The sequence below is a fragment of the [Clostridium] fimetarium genome (genome assembly GCF_900111235.1).
Classification (GTDB): Bacteria; Bacillota; Clostridia; order Lachnospirales; family Lachnospiraceae; genus Clostridium_N; species Clostridium_N fimetarium.
Genome location: NZ_FOJI01000008.1, coordinates 91713 through 113542, shown reverse-complemented (window position 1 = coordinate 113542; position 21830 = coordinate 91713). Strand labels below are relative to the sequence as shown.

The 21830-nt window shown below is 32.9% G+C and carries 21 protein-coding genes; all 21 read left to right on the top strand.

Features of this window, described 5'->3' with window-relative positions; genetic code table 11:
- Positions 1–432 precede the first annotated feature (432 nt).
- Positions 433–912, top strand: coding sequence for a ribonuclease HI (gene rnhA / locus BMY18_RS11340; RefSeq protein WP_092454081.1), 480 nt, complete (start codon positions 433–435; stop codon positions 910–912).
- Between the two features lie 193 nt (positions 913–1105).
- Positions 1106–3745 carry an alanine--tRNA ligase gene (alaS, locus tag BMY18_RS11335; RefSeq protein WP_092454079.1) on the top strand — a complete coding sequence of 880 codons (2640 nt, stop codon included), beginning with the start codon at positions 1106–1108 and terminating at the stop codon, positions 3743–3745.
- Between the two features lie 224 nt (positions 3746–3969).
- Positions 3970–4146, top strand: coding sequence for a 30S ribosomal protein S21 (gene rpsU, locus BMY18_RS11330; RefSeq protein ID WP_091229026.1), 177 nt, complete (start codon positions 3970–3972; stop codon positions 4144–4146).
- 214 nt (positions 4147–4360) lie between these two features.
- A complete protein-coding gene (locus tag BMY18_RS11325; RefSeq protein ID WP_330385976.1) occupies positions 4361–4972 on the top strand; it encodes a GTP pyrophosphokinase in 612 nt (203 codons plus the stop codon).
- A 77-nt stretch (positions 4973–5049) separates the two neighbouring features.
- On the top strand, positions 5050–5295 hold the full coding sequence (locus BMY18_RS11320) for a YabP/YqfC family sporulation protein (protein WP_092454077.1): 246 nt from the start codon (positions 5050–5052) through the stop codon (positions 5293–5295).
- A gap of 31 nt (positions 5296–5326) precedes the next feature.
- Positions 5327–6550, top strand: a complete 1224-nt coding sequence (locus BMY18_RS11315) for a sporulation protein YqfD (protein ID WP_092454075.1) — start codon at positions 5327–5329, stop codon at positions 6548–6550.
- Complete coding sequence (locus tag BMY18_RS11310) at positions 6547–7542, top strand: PhoH family protein (protein ID WP_092454073.1); 996 nt, start codon at positions 6547–6549, stop codon at positions 7540–7542. The genes BMY18_RS11315 and BMY18_RS11310 overlap by 4 nt, the downstream gene beginning before the upstream one ends.
- A gap of 36 nt (positions 7543–7578) precedes the next feature.
- Entirely contained in the window at positions 7579–8076 is a 498-nt protein-coding gene (ybeY, locus tag BMY18_RS11305) for an rRNA maturation RNase YbeY (RefSeq protein ID WP_092454071.1), read from the top strand.
- Positions 8077–8090: 14 nt separating this feature from the next.
- Positions 8091–9227 (top strand): DUF3048 domain-containing protein, encoded by a 1137-nt coding sequence (locus BMY18_RS11300; protein ID WP_092454069.1) that lies wholly within the window; start codon positions 8091–8093, stop codon positions 9225–9227.
- 65 nt (positions 9228–9292) lie between these two features.
- Positions 9293–9751 carry a CBS domain-containing protein gene (locus BMY18_RS11295; RefSeq protein WP_092454067.1) on the top strand — a complete coding sequence of 153 codons (459 nt, stop codon included), beginning with the start codon at positions 9293–9295 and terminating at the stop codon, positions 9749–9751.
- A complete protein-coding gene (locus BMY18_RS11290; RefSeq protein WP_092454065.1) occupies positions 9741–10127 on the top strand; it encodes a cytidine deaminase in 387 nt (128 codons plus the stop codon). Before BMY18_RS11295 ends, BMY18_RS11290 begins: the two co-directional genes overlap by 11 nt.
- Before the next feature lie 108 nt (positions 10128–10235).
- Positions 10236–10832, top strand: a complete 597-nt coding sequence (locus tag BMY18_RS11285; RefSeq protein ID WP_092454063.1) for a hypothetical protein — start codon at positions 10236–10238, stop codon at positions 10830–10832.
- A 162-nt stretch (positions 10833–10994) separates the two neighbouring features.
- On the top strand, positions 10995–12212 hold the full coding sequence (locus tag BMY18_RS11280) for a BaiN/RdsA family NAD(P)/FAD-dependent oxidoreductase (protein WP_092454061.1): 1218 nt from the start codon (positions 10995–10997) through the stop codon (positions 12210–12212).
- A gap of 97 nt (positions 12213–12309) precedes the next feature.
- The gene (locus BMY18_RS11275) at positions 12310–13935 is read left to right on the top strand and encodes an NAD(P)/FAD-dependent oxidoreductase (RefSeq protein WP_092454059.1); all 1626 of its coding nucleotides are present in this window, start codon (positions 12310–12312) and stop codon (positions 13933–13935) included.
- Positions 13936–14015: 80 nt separating this feature from the next.
- The gene (gene proB / locus BMY18_RS11270; protein ID WP_092454057.1) at positions 14016–14867 is read left to right on the top strand and encodes a glutamate 5-kinase; all 852 of its coding nucleotides are present in this window, start codon (positions 14016–14018) and stop codon (positions 14865–14867) included.
- Between the two features lie 66 nt (positions 14868–14933).
- Positions 14934–16163, top strand: a complete 1230-nt coding sequence (locus BMY18_RS11265; RefSeq protein ID WP_092454055.1) for a hypothetical protein — start codon at positions 14934–14936, stop codon at positions 16161–16163.
- 33 nt (positions 16164–16196) lie between these two features.
- The gene (locus tag BMY18_RS11260; RefSeq protein ID WP_092454053.1) at positions 16197–16451 is read left to right on the top strand and encodes a DUF896 domain-containing protein; all 255 of its coding nucleotides are present in this window, start codon (positions 16197–16199) and stop codon (positions 16449–16451) included.
- Positions 16423–17010 carry a 5-formyltetrahydrofolate cyclo-ligase gene (locus BMY18_RS11255; RefSeq protein WP_092454051.1) on the top strand — a complete coding sequence of 196 codons (588 nt, stop codon included), beginning with the start codon at positions 16423–16425 and terminating at the stop codon, positions 17008–17010. Before BMY18_RS11260 ends, BMY18_RS11255 begins: the two co-directional genes overlap by 29 nt.
- Before the next feature lie 24 nt (positions 17011–17034).
- Complete coding sequence (locus BMY18_RS11250) at positions 17035–18282, top strand: glutamate-5-semialdehyde dehydrogenase (protein ID WP_092454049.1); 1248 nt, start codon at positions 17035–17037, stop codon at positions 18280–18282.
- A 161-nt stretch (positions 18283–18443) separates the two neighbouring features.
- Positions 18444–20117: a bifunctional diguanylate cyclase/phosphodiesterase gene (locus BMY18_RS11245; protein ID WP_092454047.1), complete on the top strand. Its 1674-nt coding sequence runs from the start codon at positions 18444–18446 to the stop codon at positions 20115–20117.
- Positions 20118–20365: 248 nt separating this feature from the next.
- Positions 20366–21826 carry a tRNA (N6-isopentenyl adenosine(37)-C2)-methylthiotransferase MiaB gene (gene miaB, locus BMY18_RS11240; RefSeq protein WP_092454045.1) on the top strand — a complete coding sequence of 487 codons (1461 nt, stop codon included), beginning with the start codon at positions 20366–20368 and terminating at the stop codon, positions 21824–21826.
- The last annotated feature ends 4 nt before the right edge of the window (positions 21827–21830 follow it).

Sequence of the window (21830 nt, the reverse complement as noted above, 5' to 3'; positions counted from 1 at the left end):
CTTTGATTATGCTGTATAACCTCCTTGTATGTAAGTTACTAATGTATTCATTTTTGTGCGAAAGCCAATATAAAAAGTTCGAACTCCTCACTTCGTTCGTCAGACAGCGAACCTTTTATATTGACGCACAAAAATGAATGCATAAGTAACTTATCATACCGTCAGATTATACTGCATAAGCAAAGTAATCATTTTAGGCGGGTATGTTTAATCAATATTAAAGTAAAAAAGGAAAAAGGCAAAAGCTAAAAGGCAAAAGCTAAAAGCCAAAAGCCAAAAGCCAAAAACTAAAAACTAAAAACTAAAAACAAACAGATAAACAAACAGATAATAAACAAACAAATAATAAACAAACAAATAATAAACAAGTAATAGATAAGATAAGCAAATAATGAATAATGAATTAAATTCATAATGTTAGGAGGATTTTGTGTGAAAGTGGATATATATACGGATGGGGCGGCTAGGGGGAATCCTAATGGGCCGGGGGGATATGGAACTGTGTTGCATTTTTGGGATGGGAATGGGGAACTTCATACGAGAGAGTTTAGTGGGGGATTTAAGAAAACAACTAATAACCGAATGGAATTGATGGCTGTAATTGCAGGCCTTGAGGGACTTACGAAAGCATGTGAAGTTGAGTTGTATTCGGATTCTAAGTATGTAACGGACGCATTTAATCAAAAGTGGATTGATGGCTGGATAAAAAAAGGTTGGAAACGCGGTAAGAATGAACCGGTTAAGAATGTAGATTTATGGCAGAGACTTTTGAAAGCAAAAGAGATTCATAATGTGAATTTTAATTGGGTAAAAGGTCATGCAGGTCATGAGATGAATGAAAGATGTGATCTTTTAGCGACAACGGCTGCTGATGGAGATAATCTTTTGATTGATGAAGGCGTAGAAAACTAGGTAGTTTGATTGATGAAGGCGTAGAAAACTAGGTAGTTTGATTGGTGAACGCGAAGAAAACTAGGCGTTTTGCTTCTTGAGGTCGTAGAAAATTAGGGAATTTGGTTGAAATGTAGAATTTAGTATGATAATATCATAAAGACGTTTTTAAATATAAGCAGAAAATGCTGAAAATATAGGAGGTTACAAAGCATTGAAGAACTATGGTGTTAATGAACTAAGAAAAATGTTCTTGGAATTTTTTGAAAGCAAAGATCATCTTAAGATGAATAGCTTTTCGCTTGTTCCACATAATGACAACAGCTTATTGATAATTAATTCTGGAATGGCACCACTTAAGCCTTATTTTACAGGCCAAGAGATTCCACCTCGTAATAGAGTAACAACTTGTCAGAAGTGTATCAGAACAGGTGACATTGAAAATGTAGGAAAGACAGCAAGGCATGGTACATTTTTTGAAATGCTCGGAAATTTCTCTTTTGGTGATTACTTTAAAACAGAGGCGATACATTGGTCTTGGGAATTTTTGACAGAGGTTGTGGGATTAGAGGCTGACAGGCTTTATCCAAGCGTTTACGAAGAAGATGATGAAGCCTTTGAAATATGGAATAAAGAAATCGGTATTGCTCCTGAAAGAATATTTAGAATGGGCAAAGCAGATAACTTCTGGGAACATGGCGCAGGCCCTTGTGGCCCGTGTTCAGAGATATATTATGACAGAGGTGAAAAGTACGGCTGCGGCGAACCAGGTTGTACAGTAGGCTGTGAGTGTGACAGATATATGGAAATCTGGAATAATGTATTTACGCAGTTTAATAGTGATGGCAAAGGTAATTATACAGAATTGATTCAAAAGAATATCGATACAGGTATGGGTCTTGAAAGACTTGCAGTAGCTGTTCAAAATGTTGACTCGATTTTTGATATAGATACTCTTCAAGCGGTTAGAAATGAAGTATGTAAGCTGGCAAACGCGCAATATGGTATGATTCTAAAGACGGATGTTTCAATTCGTTTGATTACAGATCATATTCGTTCTGTGACATTTATGGTATCAGATGGTATTATGCCTTCCAATGAAGGAAGAGGTTACGTTTTAAGAAGACTTTTGAGACGAGCTGCTAGACATGGTAGGTTACTTGGAATTGAAGGAAAGTTTCTTTCAAAACTTTGTAGTACTGTAATTACGGAATCAAAAGACGGATATCCAGAATTAGAGGACAAAAAAGAATTTATCTTCAAAGTACTGACAGAAGAAGAAGAAAAGTTTAATAACACAATTGACCAAGGCCTTAGCATTTTAGCTGAATTACAAGAAGCTATGTCTGAAAAGGGCGAAAAAGTATTATCAGGTGCTGATGCATTTAAACTTTATGATACATACGGATTCCCTCTTGATTTAACACGAGAGATTCTTGAAGAAAAAGGTATATCTATAGATGAAGATGGTTTCAAGTCTGCGATGAATGAACAACGCCAAATGGCTAGAAATGCAAGAAAAACTACAAATTACATGGGTGCTGATGAAACGGTGTATGATGATATCGATTCTTCAGTGACAAGTGAATTTGACGGATATAATAAACTCGAACTTGAATCAGTTATCTCAGTACTCACTTCTGAAACTGAGATTGTTCAAGGATTATCTGATGGTGATGTTGGTACAATTATTGTTGACAAAACTCCTTTCTATGCAACTATGGGTGGTCAGGAGGGTGACACTGGATTTATTGTTTCAGCCGATGGTACATTTGAAGTATCAGACACAATCAAGTTAAAAGGCGGAAAAATAGGTCACGTTGGTAAAGTAACCCAAGGTATGATTAAGTCTGGTGATAAAGTTACGTTGGAAGTTTGCACTGCTAAAAGATTAGATACGAACAAAAATCATAGTGCAACACATTTACTTCAAAAAGCGCTAAGAATGGTACTTGGTACACATGTTGAACAGGCTGGTTCATATGTTTCTACTGATAGATTACGATTCGATTTTACTCATTTCCAAAGTCTTACACTTGACGAAATAGCCAAAGTAGAAGATATTGTAAATGAAAATATTATGAAAGCACTTCCTGTTGTAACAGACGTTATGGATTTGGATGAAGCAAAGAAAACTGGAGCGATGGCTTTATTTGGTGAAAAATATACCGATAAAGTACGTGTTGTTAAAATGGGAGAGTTCTCGACTGAACTTTGTGGTGGTACTCATGTTGCTAATACAAGTACTATTATGTTGTTTAAGATTGTTTCTGAGACAGGTATTGCTGCAGGAGTAAGAAGAATCGAAGCTTTAACAGGTAATGGTGTTATCAACTACTATAAAGATATTGAAAACAAACTCCATGAGGCTTCTAAGGCTGCTAAAACAGAGCCTATTCAGCTGATTAAAAAGATTACATCAATGAATGAAGAAATCAAAGCACTCCAAAGTGAAAACGAAAAACTGAGGAACAAGATAGCGAAAGAGTCACTAGGTGATGTATTAGCTGATGTTCAGGAAATAAAAGGTGTTAAGTTTTTGGCGACTAAGTTAGCTGATGTGGATATGAATTCACTTAGAACTTTGGGCGATCAGTTGAAAGACAAGATTAGCTCAGGTGTAATCCTATTGGCATCCTCACAAGGAAATGATAAAGTAAATATTATTGCAATGGCCACAGACGATGTTATCGCCAAGGGAGCGCATGCAGGGAATCTGATTAAAGGTATCGCTTCAATTGTTGGAGGCGGTGGCGGCGGTCGTCCTAATATGGCTCAAGCAGGTGGAAAGAATGCAGCTGGAATTGATGAAATGCTTTCTAAAGCGTCAGAAGTTTTAGCATTACAATTATAAAAATTTAGATATAAAATTTCATATTTTTAAATATGATATAGGAAGAGCATAATTAAAAGGTATTTTATTATATATTTATTGTATCAAAAGTATATGAATTGGTCATTTTTTGTAAAAAAGTAGTTGACGAATGTTTAAAATATGCTATAATCTTCTATGTGCAATAAATTAATACCCGATGTATTGTTGTGCACAATCTGCAACAGAAGGGTGGTTAGGTTAATATGTCAAATGTTATCGTTAAAGATAATGAAACTTTAGATAGTGCTTTACGCAGATTCAAAAGAAACTGTGCAAAAGCTGGTATCCAACAGGAAATCCGTAAAAGAGAACATTACGAAAAACCAAGTGTTAAACGTAAGAAAAAGTCTGAAGCAGCAAGAAAACGTAAATTTAATTAATTTAATTATAATAACCGGTGCATATGCATCGGTTATTTTTCATTTGCAGGAAAATATAAATTCATCATTATTTCACAAGTAAATCACAGTTAGTTTGCAAATATATTGTAAAATTATTATGTATTTAAAAACACATTCATAAACAGACTAGAGATTGTGTCATGCTAAAGCATATATAATATAAATATGACTACAGATTAGTTGGAGGAACATAGTGGAGAAGATATTTAAAAATCAATTTACAGGTATGGACTATATACAATTAATTCAACCATATGGAGAAGCAAATAAAAATATTTCAACACGTTTAGACACATTAATATTAGATTATAAACTTACTTATCATAGTGAACCAATCCATCATATTCAAAGTCGTATAAAAACGAAGGAAAGTATTCAAGATAAATTAATAAGAAAAAAAATACAAGTTACTGTAGATAATATAAAAAATGAATTGAATGACATTGCTGGAATAAGAGTTATTTGCTATTTTATTCAAAATATTTATGCGATTGTAGAAATTCTAAAAAAGCAAAGTGATTTAATTGTAATAAAAGAATGCAATTATATCAATGAACCTAAGCCAAATGGTTATCGTAGTTACCATATTGTTTTTGGCGTACCTGTATATTATGTAAATGGGAAAGAATATTTCCCCGTTGAAGTACAATTTCGTACAATGGCAATGGATTTGTGGGCAAGTATGGAACATCAAATGTGCTACAAGAAAAATTTGCTTAATAGTGAAAGAAATAATGAGTTCCGTCAATATGCGCAGCAGTTGAAAATGTTAGAAGAAGAAATTGAAGATAGATATGGCGAATAGCCATATGGTAAATACCAATACATATTTTAAAATAGTAATGAATATATTTATGTAAGAGTATATAGGGGTGCGGCTTAATGGGAATTGTAAATGCACTTAATCTTCCCAAGGATGTTGTACTTGGGATGCCTGTAATTACTGCAACTGGAAATTGTGAGGTTCATATTGAAAATTTCAAGTCTATAATGGAATACAACTGTGACTGCGTAAAACTTATGACAAAAAAAGGCCCGATCAAGATAACAGGAAGCCGCCTTGTTATTGATTATTTCAATTCAGAAGAAATACATATAACAGGTATTATAAAATGTATAGAATTATAATAGTTCATAAAGTCAGGCGGTGTAGCGCAAATTGACCAAGTTGTTTCGATATTTTAAAGGATATCTTTATGTTATCATAGATTCTAATTCGCCAGAACGATTTTTGAATTTATGTAAGGCAAGAGACATAAAAACGTGGGATTTACAAAATATAGAAGATAAATATGCTTTCTACATTAGTGCGAAAGACTTTAAAACACTGAAAGAAATATTGAAAAAGACAAAAATGAAACTTATTATTAAAAAAAGGTTTGGTCTCCCTTTTTTTATGTTTAAATATAGAAAACATTATTCTTTCATCATTGGCATTTTTTTATCAGCAATCATGCTGTATGGGATGTCGCTTTTTGTATGGGACATAAGCATAGAGGGTAATTTGATGTACACGGATAATATGTTACTTACCTATCTAAATAAAAATAATATTGAGCCAGGAATATTAGTGAAAACAATAAATTGTAATGATTTGGAAAGCGAAATAAGAAGTGAATTTTCAGATATCACATGGGTATCAGCTGAAATCAGTGGAACTAGGTTGATTATTCATATAAAGGAAAATGATGGAGATGTTATTAAAAAAAGTAGCAATGAAATTAGTGATATTATTGCTACAAAAAGTGGCATCGTAACTAAAATCATTACCCGAAGTGGAATTCCAAAAGTAAAAGTTGGTGATTCTGTAACAGAGGGAATGGTATTGGTTAGCGGGACAGTTGTGATATATAATGATGCAAAGGAACCTATTAAAAATAATTATGTTTGTAGCGACGCAGATGTATATATAAATACAAAATATGAATATAATGATGAACTTTTATTGAAACATGAATATAAAACATATACTGGAAGAACAATAACAAAAAGAACATACAATGTTTGGGGAAAACAAATAGAGTTGGGAATTAGTTTTAAAAGGTTTGATGAATACGATGTTTTTACTGAAGATTCGGTTTTACATCTTACAGATAATTTCTGTTTGCCAGTTAGAACCGGTGAAAAAGTATATCAAGAATATTATATGACAGAAGGCAATTATAGCGATGAGGAAGCACGGAAAATACTGAATAATAACTATTCGATTTTTTTGAAAAAATTGAAAGAAAAGGGTATCCAAATTATAGGTAGTAATGCTAAAATAGAGGTGATAAATGATAAGTATGTAATGAGTGGGCAAATAGATGTAACTGAAGCGATGACACAACATGTTACCATATCACCAACGATTGAACCGGAAAAGGATGTAGGCAGCCAATGAGTATAGTTGAAAGCATTTTAGATATTCCTATGGAACATAGTAAGAATGTTTTTGGACAGTTCGATGAGTATATTAAGAAAATCGAGAAAACACTAAAAGTAACTATAATAGCAAGAGATTCTAATGTTAAAGTTATAGGACCTGAAATTAGTACGAAGAGGGCTACAGCAGTGATTCATAATCTAGTTGAATTATCAAAACGAAACAATAATGTTACTGAGCAGAATGTGAATTATGCATTATCACTTTCTCTTGAAGATAATCAAGACGCAATTCTTGAAGTGGATAAGAATCTTGTGTGTCGTACCATATCGGGAAAACCTATAAAGCCAAAGACGCTTGGACAAAAGCAATATGTAGACATGATTAGAAGCAATACAATTGTCTTTGGTATAGGTCCAGCTGGAACAGGAAAGACATATTTAGCTATGGCAATGGCAATTGATGCATTTAAAAACAATGAAGTTGGTAAATTAATATTGACAAGGCCCGCAATTGAGGCTGGAGAAAAATTAGGGTTTTTACCTGGTGATTTGCAAAGTAAAGTGGACCCGTATTTGCGACCTTTGTATGATGCTCTTTATCAAATTATGGGTTCGGAAAATTTTATGGCTAATATGGAAAAAGGTCTTATAGAAGTTGCACCACTAGCTTATATGAGAGGAAGAACGCTGGAAAACGCATTTATAATATTGGATGAGGCACAAAATACTACTCCGGCACAGATGAAGATGTTCCTTACGCGTATTGGTTTTGGCTCTAAAGTGATTATAACAGGTGATAGGACCCAGAAGGATCTTCCCAAGGATGCAATATCAGGACTTGACGTGGCAATTAATGTATTGCAAAATGTAGAGGACATTGCATTTGTGAAATTAACAAATCAAGATGTTGTTAGACATCCGTTGGTTCAAAAGATAGTGAAAGCTTATGAAGAGTATGAAAATACAGAAGAGTTAAATCAAAAAAAAGTAACAAAAAAAAGTATTTAGGGAAAAGTTAGCCTAATAACTAACATAGGAGTAAAAGTGACTATTAATATTGAATATGAAACTGAAATCGAATTGAATATACCGTATGAAGATATAATAAAATCAGTAATTAATGAATCAATTGATTATGAAAAATGCCCATATGAGGCTGAAGTAAACGTAATACTTACTGATAATAATGAGATTCATCAAATTAATAAAGAACATAGGGCGGTTGACTCGCCGACAGACGTATTATCATTTCCGATGGTTGATTATGAAAATCCTTCTGATTTTGAAGGGATTGAAGACAAATCAGAGGATTATTTCAACCCGGACACGGGAGAGCTAATGCTCGGTGATATCGTTATTTCGGTGGAGAAGGTAATTGAACAAGCGCAACAATATGGACATTCTATAAAACGGGAATTAGCATTTTTGGTAGCACATAGTATGATGCATTTGTTTGGATATGATCATATGGTTCCAGCAGAAGCTGAAATTATGGAAGCAAAGCAGAATGAAGTATTAAACAATTTGGGTATATTTCGTTAATAAAAGGGGACAAAATGAATTGGGGAATATTTAATTTTAAAGAAATTAAGGGAAAGATGGTTATAATTGGTATATTAGTAATCACAATTATAATCATTATAGTTAGTGTGGTTGTAAGTTGTTCCTCAAAAAAGGATGACTATAAAGATGATTCTGTATTGGTAGAGAATATAACGGAAACCGAGATAGAAACAAAAATACAAGCGCCAGTGCAAGATCTGCATTTGAATCAGGCTAGGAGCAGACTTTCAGGATTATGGGTAGATTCAACAACCGTTAATAATTCGCCAGTAGCGGTTATGTATAGCAATATCTTTGAAGCAATGCCACAATCATCATTAAGCTATGCTGATGTTGTGTTTGAATCTCTTGTAGAAGGTGGAATCACTAGACTGTGTGGAGTGTTTGAAAATTGTACGATGTTAGAGAAAATCGGACCGGTTAGAAGCTGCAGAACTTACTATCTTTTCTTTGCAAAAGAATTTGAAGCAACGTATGTTCATTTTGGATATTCAGAATATGCAGAAGAATATCTACAAAAAAAACTAATGCATTCTTTAGATGGAATGGTGTATTGCAATTTCTATAGATCTACTGATAGAGAGGCACCTCATAATGCTTATACATCATGGAGTGGAATTATGGAAAGTGCTGCTAGTAAAGGATATCCAACAGTATATCCCGACAATTACCAACAGCCATTTACATTTGATAATGACGATACGAAGGATGTTACAATTGAGAATGGACAGACATGCCTTGAATTTTATCCGGGATATGTTTATAATAAACCATATTTCACTTATGATCAAATAGATAAACAATACGATAGGTTCCAGTTTGGTGCTAAGCAAATTGATGCTGAAACTGGAGAGCAACTAAAGTATAAAAATATTCTTGTGAAATATGTAAATGGTACATATTGGCCAACTGGAACACCAAATTATATTGTAACAGGAACAGGCAAAGGTCTTTATATTACAGATGGTAAGGCGGAGGCGGTTACATGGAAAAATAGTACTGAATATGGTCCAACAAAATATTACGATAAAGATGGAAAAGAAATTATATTAAATCAAGGAAAAACATGGATTTGTCAAATCGAAGCAACGAGCGAAAGTTCTGTTAAAATTCTTGATAGCATACAATAATGATTGAATTATTAAAATTTATGAATTATAAAATAAAAATTAATTATTTCGAAAGGTAAATAAAAATGAACATACTTTTTTTGTTAATGCCTAAAAGTACAGTGGCATATGTATATGGTGATGATTCGTTAAAACAAGGATTAGAAAAAATTAAAGCGTATTATTATACAGCAATTCCTGTTTTGAATAGGTCCGGAGAATACATTGGAACCGTTAATGAAGGAGATTTTCTTTGGCATATGCTAGATAAGGAATCTTTTGGAAATAAACACCATGAAGAATATAAAATTACAGATATCATGAGAGAAAATTGGAACCCACCAGTTAAAATAAGCGCTACAATTGATGATTTGCTTTTTAAAGTAATGGTTCAAAACTTTGTACCGGTTGTAGATGACAGAAATCTTTTTATGGGTATTATTACAAGGAAAGATGTAATCAAATATTATTATGATAAGATAAGCATTAAACAGGAAAATAAAGATTTGGACAAGCATACGCAGGAAAATATCAATGGAAAATGAAAAATTAGTTAATCTTGCTAAGACGGCGATGATTCATTCATACTCACCTTATTCACGCTTTAAAGTGGGCGCAGCCGCGCTTAGTGATGAGGGTAGCATTTATACAGGCTGTAACATAGAAAATGCTTCATATGGGGCCACAATGTGTGCAGAACGCGTTGCTATATATGCTTCAATTGCAGCTGGTAACAAAAACATCAAGAAAATAGCAATTGTCTCATCTTCAGATAAATTTACATATCCATGTGGAATGTGCAGACAGGTCATGGCAGAATTTATGCAAGCTGATGGAATCATAGTTCTGTCACAAGGGGAAGAAACGAAAGAATATAGAATCGGTGATTTGATACCTAATGTATTTCATTTTAGTAATTAGAAGGTAAATATTTGTAAATAATTGAATAAATTGTAAAAATTGGCAGATAATATACACATAATTTATTATATCTTGATTGTATGCGCGAGCATATAGATAGGAGTTGATATGAAAAAAGTGTATCTTGCAGGCCTTTTTATAATATTAATGGTTGGCGTATATTTCGTCAGCTATGCTTATTCAGTTAAATATTTTTCCAATAATGGGAATGATTATAAAGTAAATGACATCCCTACGCAGGCAGTTGATGCCAACAGCGAAGAAATAATTTCTAATGTAACAGAATATGTGATTGAATACTATAATATTGATACGAAAAGCTTAACAGAAGAAAAGATTTCGACACCGCTACAGTATCTAGGATATACCAGAGAAAAATTGATAAAAGAGCTTAGAACGTATATGATTACGCCTACGCTTACAGATAAAGCACAGGGAATTATTTCATATGAATTGGCTTCGTTTTCGAGTAAGAAGGTGATTGTGCGTAAATCATTTAGTACAGCGGATTTGCCAAGTGTATACTATATTTTTGTGGAGAACGGGTATCTTACGATATATTTAGAGGACAAGACCACGTTATATGATAATACAACGATCAAACTATCTAATTTACCGGAATCAGTTCAAAGAGAAATCGTAAATGGGAAAAAAATTAGTAGTCAGAAAGAATTGTATAATTTTCTCGAAACGTATACAAGCTAGAGAAATAAAATATAGGTCAAATTATTACTGATATCATATAGAAATGGGGTGGGGTTCCATAGGAATCACGCCCCATTTCTGTGAAGTAAGGGTTATTTTTGTTGCGATAAATGTCGTGAGGCATTATAATTAGTGCTATATTGATTTTTTAGGAGGATTTAGATGTATTTTGATTGTATCGTAATAGGTGGTGGAGCTTCAGGTATGATTGCAGCAATCACCGCTGCAAAAAATGGCTTAAATACTGGAATTCTTGATCATTCAGACAGAGTTGGAAAAAAGATATTACAAACAGGTAATGGAAAATGCAATATTACAAATACTGCATTACAAAAGGATTGCTATTTGTGTGATGATAAAGATTTCGTTATGGATATCATTGATTTGTTCAGTGTATCTGATACGATGGATTTCTTTCAAAGCTTAGGAATATATCCGAAGAGTAAAAATGGTTATATTTATCCGAATTCAGAACAGGCATCCTCTGTGTTAGATGTTTTGAGGCTTGAATTAGAACACCAAAAAGTTTCTATCAATACGGATATTGATATTATAAACATAGGAAAAACAGATGATTTATTTAAGATAAATACTACGAAAGGCCAGTTTACATGCAAAAAGTTAATTATTGCAACTGGTTCAAATGCTGCACCGAAGTCTGGTTCCGATGGTTCAGGCTATAAGCTTGCAAAGGCGCTAGGACATTCGATTGTTAAGCCGCTACCTGCATTAGTACAGTTAAAGTCAGATTTGAATCTTTGTAAGATGATGTCTGGCGTTCGAAGTGAAGGAAAAGTACAACTAATGGTTGATGATGAACTTGTTGCGTCAGATACTGGAGAAGTGCAATATACAGACTACGGTATTTCTGGAATACCAGTATTTCAAATTAGCCGTTTTGCAGTTATAGCTGTAGATTCAAATCGTAAAACTGAAGTTGTGATTGATATGTTGCCACTAATAAATGAGTCTGATTTGGTTACTATGTTAAAAAGTCGTATTTTAGATGATGGCTATAAGACAATGGAACAATTTTTAACCGGTTTACTGAATAAAAAGTTAGTAGGTGCAGTCCTTAAGCGTGCGAATGTGAATCTTAATGATATTGTAAGCAATAAAATAGATCCTTTAGAAAAAATAATATCAATTATAAAAGCATTTGTTGTACCTATAACTGGGTTTAATTCATTTGAAAATGCACAAGTTTGTTCTGGTGGCGTAAAAACGAGTGAAATCAATAGTAAAACAATGCAGTCCAAAATAGTTAGTGATTTGTATTTTGCTGGAGAATTGGTTGATGTTGATGGCATTTGCGGAGGATATAACCTTCAATGGGCATGGAGTTCAGGATACGTGGCTGGATTTGCGGCCAGCAAGTAGTCAGAAATGCAAGTAGACGCCAATGCAAGAAGACACTAATGCAAGTAGATAGCAATATGAAATGGAATTAATATTTGAATTGAGAAAGAGAGCAAGAATGATTAGAATTAATCAACTAAAACTATCACCAATACATTCAGAAGATGATATGCGAAAGGCAATCAAACATTCATTAAAGCTGAGTGATGAATTGGAGTTTGAATATAAAATTGTGAAAAGATCCATTGATGCAAGACATAAACCTGAAATTCTTTATGTCTATGCAGTAAATGTCAAAATCAAAAATCAGAGCTTAGAAAATAAAACAATTAAAAAAGTTTACAATAATAATGTTATGTTAACTACAGAAAATAAATATACGTTTCCTTGTACACAGATATCTGATAATCAAGAGAATACCTTGAGACCAATCATAATTGGGTTTGGACCAGCAGGAATGTTTTGTGCATTGTTTTTGGCTCGCTGTGGACTTAAGCCAATTGTAGTTGAACGTGGTCAATGTGTGGAGAAACGCTTGAAGGCCGTTAATGAATTCTGGAACACAAATGAACTTAATATCAACTCTAATGTACAATTTGGTGAAGGTGGAGCAGGTACATTCTCTGATGGAAAGCTCAATACCATGATTAAAGATCCAAGTGGAAGAATTGCGAAAGTGCTTGAAACATTTGTTGAAGCGGGCGCGGATTCTTCTATTCTTTATAACAATAAGCCACATATTGGAACGGATGTTTTATGTGATATAGTTAGAAATATTCGAAAAGAAATCATCAGTTTAGGTGGAGAAGTTAGATTTAATACATGTTTGGAAGGAATTGATGCCCCAAATAACGAAGTAAAATCCATTCACGTGAAAGATACAAGTGAACAAAATTTAAAAACTGAAAAAATAGATTGCGATACAGTCGTAATGGCAATTGGACACAGCGCAAGAGACACATTTGCAATGATACATGAAATCGGTATTGAGATGGTGAGTAAATCATTTGCGGTAGGGCTTAGAATTGAGCACCCACAAGCATTTATTAATTACAATACATATGGTGATGCAACCTATAAGAATCTGCCAGTTGCTGATTATAAAGTAACCTATCAAGCAAAAACAGGTAGAGGTGTATATTCTTTTTGCATGTGCCCTGGCGGATATGTAGTAAATGCTTCATCTGAAAAAGAAATGCTTGCAATTAATGGTATGAGCTACTCTAGACGAGATAGCAAAAATGCGAATAGCGCATTAATTGTTACGGTAACACCACAAGATTTCGATGGTATTGGGCCATTAGCTGGTATCGAGTTCCAGCGAAAACTTGAGCGCGCAGCATATAAAGAAGGAAAAGGAAGTGTTCCAGTTCAATTGGTATCAGATTTTATTGATAATAGAATTTCAACTAAATTAGGTCAGGTTACGCCTTGCATAAAAGGGTCATATGAGTTTGCTAATATTAGAAATATTTTACCTGAATATATTTCTCAGACAATAATCGAAGGATTAGATAACTTTGGAAATTTAATCAAAGGATATAATATGGAGGACGCAGTGTTGTCAGGTATAGAAAGCAGAACATCAAGTCCAGTCAGAATTATTCGTAATGACTTAGGAGAAAGTAGCATTAAAGGGTTATTTCCTTGTGGTGAGGGTGCTGGATATGCAGGGGGAATTACATCGGCGGCCATTGATGGTATCAAAACAGCTGAGAAGATAGCACAAAAATATATAAAATAAGTGACTATTTTACGGTTTTGGTGTAAAATAAATAGTATATAGATATTTTGCAAAATATATTATGGGAGTACATTTTGAAAATGAGTAAATACAGGGATTTAATTAAAAACAAAAAAAGAATCGTAATTAAGATAGGTTCGTCATCATTAATGCACGAGGGAACAGGCAAGTTGAATCTTTACAAAATAGAAAAATTAGTTCGAGTACTTTGCGATATAAAGAATTCAGGTAAAGATGTTGTGTTAGTATCTTCTGGCGCAATTGCTGTTGGCAGAGCAACACTTGGATTAGATAACCATCCAGAAGCATTACCATTAAAACAAGCTTGTGCAGCAGTTGGACAAGCAAAATTGATGATGGTATATCAAAAAATATTTGCAGAATATAGTACAGTGGCTGCACAGGTTTTAATGACTAAGACTACAATTCTCAATGATGTGAGCCGTACTAACGCAGAAAATACCTTTAAAGAATTATTGCATTTGGGCGTAATCCCAATTGTCAACGAAAATGATACAGTTTCCACGTATGAGATTGAACAAGTACAATCGTTTGGTGATAATGATAGATTGTCCGCAATTGTTTCTTCTATAATTGGAGCAGATTTGTTGATTTTATTATCTGATATTGATGGATTATTTACAGATGATCCCAATACAAATAAAGATGCAAAATTCATTGAAGAAGTATCCGTGATTGATGGAAGTCTCGCCGCAATGGGCAAAACAACATCGGGTAGCAATGTAGGAACCGGAGGAATGGCGGCTAAGATAGTAGCTGCTAAGATTGCAACGCATTCTGGCGCAGATATGATTATTACGAATGGCGATGATTTAGATAATATCAGAAAAATACTGAATGGTGAAAATATTGGAACACTTTTTTTGGCAAATCAAAGCTTTGATTTTGATCTGATAGATATGATATCGTGAATGTGAACTTGTTTTAGGGCATGCTAAATAATGCGAATTATATTCGCATAGCAGATGGGAGTTAGTGTGAATATTAGATTGATAAGTAAATTCGAAAATGGGAAATGTATACCAATTGAAGAAGATTTAATATTACAAGAAATAGATGATAACTATCAGTTGAATAGTTTTACTGGTAAGAAACTTTATATTGTTGATGTTGTAAATAACACTAGACAGGAAATCCTTCCAAAAGTAAAAAAGTATGACATTGTTAGCCTATATAATTCTCAATGTAATAAAGACTATATATTTTTCACAACCGCATCAAGATTAGAGGAAGATAATATTAATATTTCACTTATACAATATGGGATTTCTGATGGTAGTGAAAAGATAGTATTCACTTTCAAAGAAAATTTGGTTGAGTTAGAAACAATTAAAACAGTGAAGCTATTTATTCTAGATGAAAACTACATTTTTGTACAAAAAGAAAATCAAAAAGAGACACACAAGCCGTTACCAATCGATCTTATTGAGAATGATTTTTTAAATACTTACAATGGGATTTTAGATATTGAGAATTATCTATATTGTGTTGAAGATGAAAGTATAATTGAAATATGTGATGAAACAATAGGGAAGTATGGGATAGATAAGGTTCTTCCAATTGATGGCAATATATGCGCAATTAAAGTTGGCTATTCTATTTTGGAAGAAGGCTTGTATGATTCTGTAGAAGTTGAAAAATTGCCAAAAGAAATTATTGGCACAATAAATGTGAAACAATTCATTTCGGATCTCGTTTTGAAAAAGGAGCAAGTTTTTATTGAAAAGCTAGATCAAGGTTCCGCTAATCGAACATTTCCATATATGAAATATAGAGAGGGAAATATTGTATTTTCCCGTGTTGACATTAAAAATCATAAAGAAGAAGTTGTTATTTATGAATATAATACGAAAGTGACAAAGATTAGAGTGAATAATAATTTGGTTAGAATCTCTGATTTATGGCATACATATATTATAAATGATTCCCCATATCTGCTTTCGGAAAAGAAAGAAAGTACCGAATTAATTAATTTGAATACACAAAAAGTGGAATGGAAATTGGGTAGTCAAGATATCATTAAATTCATAAAAAGCGATATTATTATTGTTGAACAACATATAAAAAAAACTGCTTTTAGAAAAGAAAGTTATAATATAGTAGCATACAAATATCCTGAGCTAAACAAAGTGATTTTTAGAGAAAAAGCGAAGTTTGTTGGATGTCTAATTACAGAAGAAGATAATTTGCTAATTTTCTCAAATTAGCAGAAGTTAGAAGCGGTTAGAAGGGAAAAGGAAATGTTTACTCAAAAAGATATTGATAGAGTTAATGAATTATATGGAAAAGCAAAAACACAAGGTTTGACAGATATAGAGGCAATAGAACAAAAGAAGTTAAGGGCGGATTATATAAAAGCATTTCGCGAGAATTTAAGAGGAACACTAGATACAATTAAAATACAGAATCCAGATGGAACAATGGTTGATGTTAAGGAAAGACATGAACAAAGGATGAAAACGGATAATGGCAATTCAGACAAAGAAGGAAATTAGAAAATGCGTAAATAATAATAAAGCTTTAATGAATGCTCAGGAAGTGATAGATAAGAGTATCTCTATTCAGAATTTATTGATGAAACAAGAGGAATACAAAAAAGCTGAAAATATATATATTTATGTTAATTATAATCAAGAAGTTATTACGACTGATATCATTAAAAAAAGCCTTGCAATTGGAAAAAATGTATATGTACCTAAGGTACATGGTGATATAATAAAATTCCATAAAATCAGTTCAATTGAGGCGGATTTAGCTCCTGGTGCATATGGAATTTTGGAACCGATTTTTGATTCGCCGGATGACTTGCGAGACGGGTTTTTGATTATGCCTGGTTTGGCTTTTGATAGGGAGTTTCATAGAATCGGATATGGCGGTGGATTTTATGATAAATATTTAGCATTGCCCAATTCGCATATAAAGTTTGCACTTGCATATGATTTTCAGATTTTTGATTCGATTGCCACTGATGAATTTGATGTGAAAGTAGATGCTATTATTTCACAAGACTTGGTTATAAGAACTACTTCTCATAAACATTGTAATGAATTCTAATATAGTATAGAAAGGGATAAACATATGGACACACTTATATCAATTGGAGAAAAAGCAAGAATAGCGTCCACATTTCTAGGAAAGCTAGGAACGATTGAAAAAAACGATGCTCTAACATCTGTAGCGAATGCAATTTTGCAAAACAAAATCTACATAGTAGAAGCGAACAACGTCGATATTGAAAATGCTAAGAGAAATGGCATGAAACCAGCATTAGTTGATCGATTGACACTGACAGAGGCCAGATTGAATGGCATGGCTGAAGGACTATTTCAATTGGTGGGACTTGAAGACCCAATAGGAGAAGTTATCTCTATGAAAAAACGTCCTAATGGCTTAATTATTGGTAATAAAAGAGTTCCCCTTGGTGTTATTGCAATAATATATGAATCTCGTCCAAATGTTACTGCTGATGCATTTGGTTTGTGCTTTAAGTCAGGGAATGCTGTAATACTCAGAGGTGGTAGCGATGCAATTCATTCTAACATTGCTATCGTAAAAGTAATCACAGATGCATTGAATAGTGTAAGGGCTGATACGAATTCTATTCAGCTTATCACAGATACGAACCATGAAGTAGTAAAAGAGCTGATGCATTTAAACAAATATATTGATGTGATTATTCCTCGTGGTGGAGCAGGACTTATTAAAACTGTGGTTGAAAATAGTACAATTCCAGTGATTGAAACAGGAACTGGTAATTGTCACGTCTATGTTGATGAGTCAGCGGATTTTGAGATGGCCCTTGATATCATATATAATGCCAAGACACAAAGAATTGGTGTCTGTAACGCATGTGAATCATTGGTTATTAACAAAGCAATTGCCGATGCATTTATTCCGAAGGTAATTGATAGACTAAGTGAAAAGAATGTTGAGGTTCGAGGGGATGAATTATCTCAAACGATAGACTCAAGAGTGGTGCTAGCTTCAGAGGAAGATTGGGGTAAGGAATATTTAGATTATATTATATCAATTAAAATAGTCAATGATATCGATGAAGCAATTGCTCACATTAATAAATATAATACAAAACATTCAGAATCAATTATTACCAAGGATTATGATAATTCTCAAAAATTTCTCAATGAAATTGACGCAGCAGCAGTCTACGTAAATGCTTCAACAAGATTTACAGATGGATTTGAGTTTGGATTTGGTGCTGAAATTGGAATTAGTACGCAAAAGCTTCATGCCAGAGGACCAATGGGGTTGAAAGAACTTACGACAAACAAGTATATAATCTATGGTAATGGACAGGTAAGACCATAATAGTAAAAATAAAATATATAAAAATAAGGAAATAATACCCATATAAAAGTATTTATGTTATTATATCTAATAATGATATACTTAATGAGAGCAACTTCTTATAAAAATATTTAAAAAACTTGAAATATCCTGGGGATATATACAGGGTGGAGGCTTATTAGATGAAAAACAAAATGCAGGTGGATTTTGCGCAGTTCGAGTATGCACTTTCGATATTAGGGGAATGTACAGATGATTATATGTTTATTTTAGATTTTGATAATGATCATTATGCTTTATCAGAATCAGCCTTGGATATATTTGCTTTAGATAAGTCCCATTTTTTTAATGCCACTAAAGTCTTGAAAGGTGTTATATATTCAGAAGATTACGAAATGTTAATTAAGGATTTAGAGGCAGTAAAGGAACAAAGGCAGCCGGATCACAATTTGGAATACCGATGGTTAGATAAGATGGGAAATCCGATTTGGATTAATTGTAGGGGACATGTTGTTTCAGATGATAATGGAAAGCCTCAATATCTAGTTGGTAGAATTGGTGAATTAGGAAAGCATCGTAAGATTGATAATGTTACTAGTCTATATCGAGAAAATATTTTGAAATCACAATATATGAATTTAAGTAAGAACGGCTATTTTAAAGGATATGTATTATCAATTGGAATAGATAATTTCAAGGAAATTAACGAAAAATGTGGGATGGAATTTGGCGATACAATATTGTCGAATGTCTCTTCCTGTATCAAAAAAAGCATTCATTCCAATACTGAAGTGTTCAGGCTAGACGGTGATGAGTTTGTAATATTTTGTAAAAGTTTTAATATTTCTGAGCGTTCTAAAGTGAAGGAATTATACAAAAAGATAAGACGAGAGATTGATCGTTCAATAGAGAAATCTGGATATCAGACATTTTATACAATCTCTGCAGGAGCAGTGTTTTTTGATTCCCAAACAGATGATTATGATTCAATCATGAGAAGCGCAAGATTTGCACTTCATAATTCAAAAATAAATGGAAAAAATACATACTTTGAATATAGTGAAGATTTCTATTTGAAATATATTAGGAAGATTGATCTTCAGGAATGTTTGAGGAAATCAATTAAAAATGGCTTTGAAGGTTTTGAACTATATTACCAACCAATTATTAATGTTGTTGAGGAATCAGTTTATGGTGCAGAAGCTTTGGTTAGATGGTCAAATAAAACTTATGGATATATATCACCAGTAGAATTCATCCCTTTACTTGAAGAAAGTTCGCTTATTATACCGCTTGGAAAATGGATTATACACACTGCTGTAAAACAGTGCAAGGAATGGAAAAATAATATTTCTGGTTTCAAAATGAATATAAATTTATCATTTGTACAATTGTTAAAAAGTGATATTGTAAAAGATGCCTTAGAATGTATTGACTCCTTTGATATTCCTCATGAAAATATCGTATTTGAATTAACAGAGAGTGGTGAATTGGAATCTAGTCAAGCAACTAAAAATGTACTCAAATCATTTATGGAAAAAGAAATCGAACTTGCAATTGATGATTTTGGAACTGGTTATTCTAACTTTAGATATATTAAAGATATGATGTTTGGGATGGTAAAAATAGACAGAGTATTTATTAAAAATATTCAACATAGCGATTATGATTATAGGCTTGTAAAGCATATAACAGATATGGCTCATAGCTTAAATCTTAAAGTGTGTTATGAAGGTATTGAAACGGAAAGAGAATTGGAAATAGTAAAATCTTTAAAACCAGATTGTATTCAAGGGTTTTTCTATGGACGGCCAGTAAATCCATATAAATTCGAACAAAAGCATCTTAAAATTTAAGTAAGAAATCATAATTGGAACAGCTAGTTATCTAAAAATAACTGGCTGTATTTCTTTTGTAAAACAAAGAATGGAGAGTGCTTTTGAGATAAACCATTTGACTTTTTTGTTAATGTGTATATATAATATTTACGTTGTGTAAAAAAAAGGGTTATATTATAAACACAATAATTTATATTTTTAGTGTGAATTTATCTACAAAAGTATCTACAAAGATGGTTACAAATAGGAAAGGAATCTAGTGCTTAATGAATATAGATATAGAAAAATTAATCGAAAATATTGATTTAGATATGCTGACTCCGGAAATCGAGCCAGATAGACAATATTATTATATAAAAAAATGCCATGAATATGTGAAGCAACTGAGCCAAAAATTAGGACGTCCTTTAAAAGCGAATGTTACTACATTTGGATGTCAAATGAATACAAGAGACTCAGAAAAACTGCTTGGCATTCTGGAAGAAATCGGATATGAACAAACAGAATCAGAAGAAGCTGATTTCGTTATTTTTAATACCTGTACAGTTAGAGAAAATGCAAATAACCGTTTGTATGGAAGACTTGGCCGTATTAGTAACAGCAAGAAAATCAACCCACATATGATAATTGCATTATGTGGATGTATGATGCAAGAAGAGAAAGCCGTAGAAAAAATAAAAAAGAGTTATAGATTTGTTGATATTATATTTGGAACGCATAATATCTATAAATTAGCTGAATTAATTAGCGATAAACTTGATTCAAAAAGTATGATTATTGATATTTGGAAGGATACAGACAAAATAGTTGAAGAACTTCCTGTAGAGAGAAAATATACGTTCAAGTCAGGTGTAAATATTATGTTTGGATGCAATAACTTCTGCAGTTATTGCATTGTTCCTTATGTAAGGGGAAGAGAAAGAAGTCGTAATCCGAAAGCGATTGTTATGGAAATAGAAAAGTTAGTAAAAGATGGTGTAGTAGAAATTATGCTTCTTGGGCAAAATGTTAATTCTTATGGTAGAACATTAGAAGACAAAACAACATTTGCACAGCTACTAATAGAAATAGAGAAAATTGAAGGATTAGAGAGAATTAGATTTATGACTCCTCATCCCAAAGATTTGTCAAATGAACTTATTGAGGTCATGAAGAATTCCAAAAAAATATGCCGACATATGCATTTGCCTATTCAATCTGGAAGTAGTGCAATTCTTAAAAAAATGAATCGTATATATGATAAAGAACATTACCTTGCTTTAGTTGATAAAATCAAGGCGGCTATGCCAGATATCTCAATTACAACTGATATTATAGTGGGATTTCCAGGAGAAACAGAAGAGGACTTCCTTGAAACGTTAGACGTCGTAAGAAAAGTAAAATATGATAGTGCGTTTACTTATATATATTCAAAAAGAACTGGAACACCAGCAGCGTCTATGGAAGATCAGATTTCCCCAGAAGTAATTAATGAACGATTTAATCGATTACTGAAAGAAGTGAAAAGTATTTCTTCAAAAACAGCGGGTAAAGATGTGGGTAAAATTGTAAAAGCCCTTGTGGAAGATGTAAATGAACATAACCCAAGCCTTATGACAGGGCGTATGGGCAATAATATTCTGGTACATTTTCCAGGAGATAGTTCACTTATTGGTAAAATCGTGGATGTTAAGTTGGATCAGTCCAAGGGCTTTTACTATATTGGGGTGTTGTGCGGTGAGTTATAGGGTG

What these genes read in the sequence shown, in the direction of transcription:
- rpsU (WP_091229026.1), top strand. Translation starts at nt 3,970, where the DNA reads ATGTCAAATGTTATCGTTAAAGATAATGAAACTTTAGATAGTGCTTTA.
- BMY18_RS11320 (WP_092454077.1), top strand. Translation starts at nt 5,050, where the DNA reads ATGGGAATTGTAAATGCACTTAATCTTCCCAAGGATGTTGTACTTGGG.
- BMY18_RS11310 (WP_092454073.1), top strand. Translation starts at nt 6,547, where the DNA reads ATGAGTATAGTTGAAAGCATTTTAGATATTCCTATGGAACATAGTAAG.
- BMY18_RS11300 (WP_092454069.1), top strand. Translation starts at nt 8,091, where the DNA reads ATGAATTGGGGAATATTTAATTTTAAAGAAATTAAGGGAAAGATGGTT.
- BMY18_RS11295 (WP_092454067.1), top strand. Translation starts at nt 9,293, where the DNA reads ATGAACATACTTTTTTTGTTAATGCCTAAAAGTACAGTGGCATATGTA.
- BMY18_RS11290 (WP_092454065.1), top strand. Translation starts at nt 9,741, where the DNA reads ATGGAAAATGAAAAATTAGTTAATCTTGCTAAGACGGCGATGATTCAT.
- BMY18_RS11285 (WP_092454063.1), top strand. Translation starts at nt 10,236, where the DNA reads ATGAAAAAAGTGTATCTTGCAGGCCTTTTTATAATATTAATGGTTGGC.
- BMY18_RS11280 (WP_092454061.1), top strand. Translation starts at nt 10,995, where the DNA reads ATGTATTTTGATTGTATCGTAATAGGTGGTGGAGCTTCAGGTATGATT.
- BMY18_RS11275 (WP_092454059.1), top strand. Translation starts at nt 12,310, where the DNA reads ATGATTAGAATTAATCAACTAAAACTATCACCAATACATTCAGAAGAT.
- proB (WP_092454057.1), top strand. Translation starts at nt 14,016, where the DNA reads ATGAGTAAATACAGGGATTTAATTAAAAACAAAAAAAGAATCGTAATT.
- BMY18_RS11260 (WP_092454053.1), top strand. Translation starts at nt 16,197, where the DNA reads ATGTTTACTCAAAAAGATATTGATAGAGTTAATGAATTATATGGAAAA.
- BMY18_RS11255 (WP_092454051.1), top strand. Translation starts at nt 16,423, where the DNA reads ATGGCAATTCAGACAAAGAAGGAAATTAGAAAATGCGTAAATAATAAT.
- BMY18_RS11250 (WP_092454049.1), top strand. Translation starts at nt 17,035, where the DNA reads ATGGACACACTTATATCAATTGGAGAAAAAGCAAGAATAGCGTCCACA.
- BMY18_RS11245 (WP_092454047.1), top strand. Translation starts at nt 18,444, where the DNA reads ATGAAAAACAAAATGCAGGTGGATTTTGCGCAGTTCGAGTATGCACTT.
- miaB (WP_092454045.1), top strand. Translation starts at nt 20,366, where the DNA reads ATGAATATAGATATAGAAAAATTAATCGAAAATATTGATTTAGATATG.